Here is a 580-nt window from a genome sequence, read left to right as displayed (position 1 = left end):
TGACGGAACTGGACGGGATCGAGGACATGGAGAACGTCGTGGTCGTCGCGACCACGAACCGGCCGGACCTCATCGACGACGCGCTCCTGCGCCCCGGCCGACTCGACAGGCACGTCCATGTGCCCGTCCCGGACGAGGAAGCGCGCCGCGCCATCTTCCAGGTCCACACCCGCGACAAGCCGCTGGCCGACGGCGTCGACCTCGACGAACTGGCCAGCCGCACGGACGGCTACGTCGGCGCGGACATCGAAGCGGTCGCCCGCGAGGCGTCGATGGCCGCGACCCGGGAGTTCATCAACAGCGTGGACCCCGAGGACATCGGCGACAGTGTCAGCAACGTCCGCGTGACGATGGACCACTTCGAGCACGCGCTCTCCGAAGTCGGCCCCAGCGTCACCGAGGAGACCCGCGAGCGCTACGACGAAATCGAGCAGCGCTTCGACCGGGCCGAACCCGGCGTCACTGACGAGAGCACGGCCAGTCGCACCTTCCAGTAGCGACGGTCGGCACTCGATAGCGACGGTCGACACACCGACGCTGATTGTTACGTCTTACAGGCGATTTTCTCGCTGCGTTATTC

The 580-nt window shown here is 66.9% G+C and carries 1 protein-coding gene; it reads left to right on the top strand.

Going from position 1 to position 580, the window contains the following annotated elements; translation table 11 throughout:
• Nucleotides 1-497 (top strand): AAA family ATPase (locus FY251_RS20750; RefSeq protein WP_148416847.1); only part of this gene is annotated, 497 nt, incomplete at its 5' end.
• Between the last annotated feature and the right edge of the window lie 83 nt (nt 498-580).

This window comes from Haloferax sp. KTX1, from assembly GCF_902410085.1.
Lineage (GTDB): Archaea > Halobacteriota > Halobacteria > Halobacteriales > Haloferacaceae > Haloferax > Haloferax massiliensis.
Note: the sequence above shows the minus strand (reverse complement) of the source record. Positions and strands in the feature narration are given on the sequence as shown.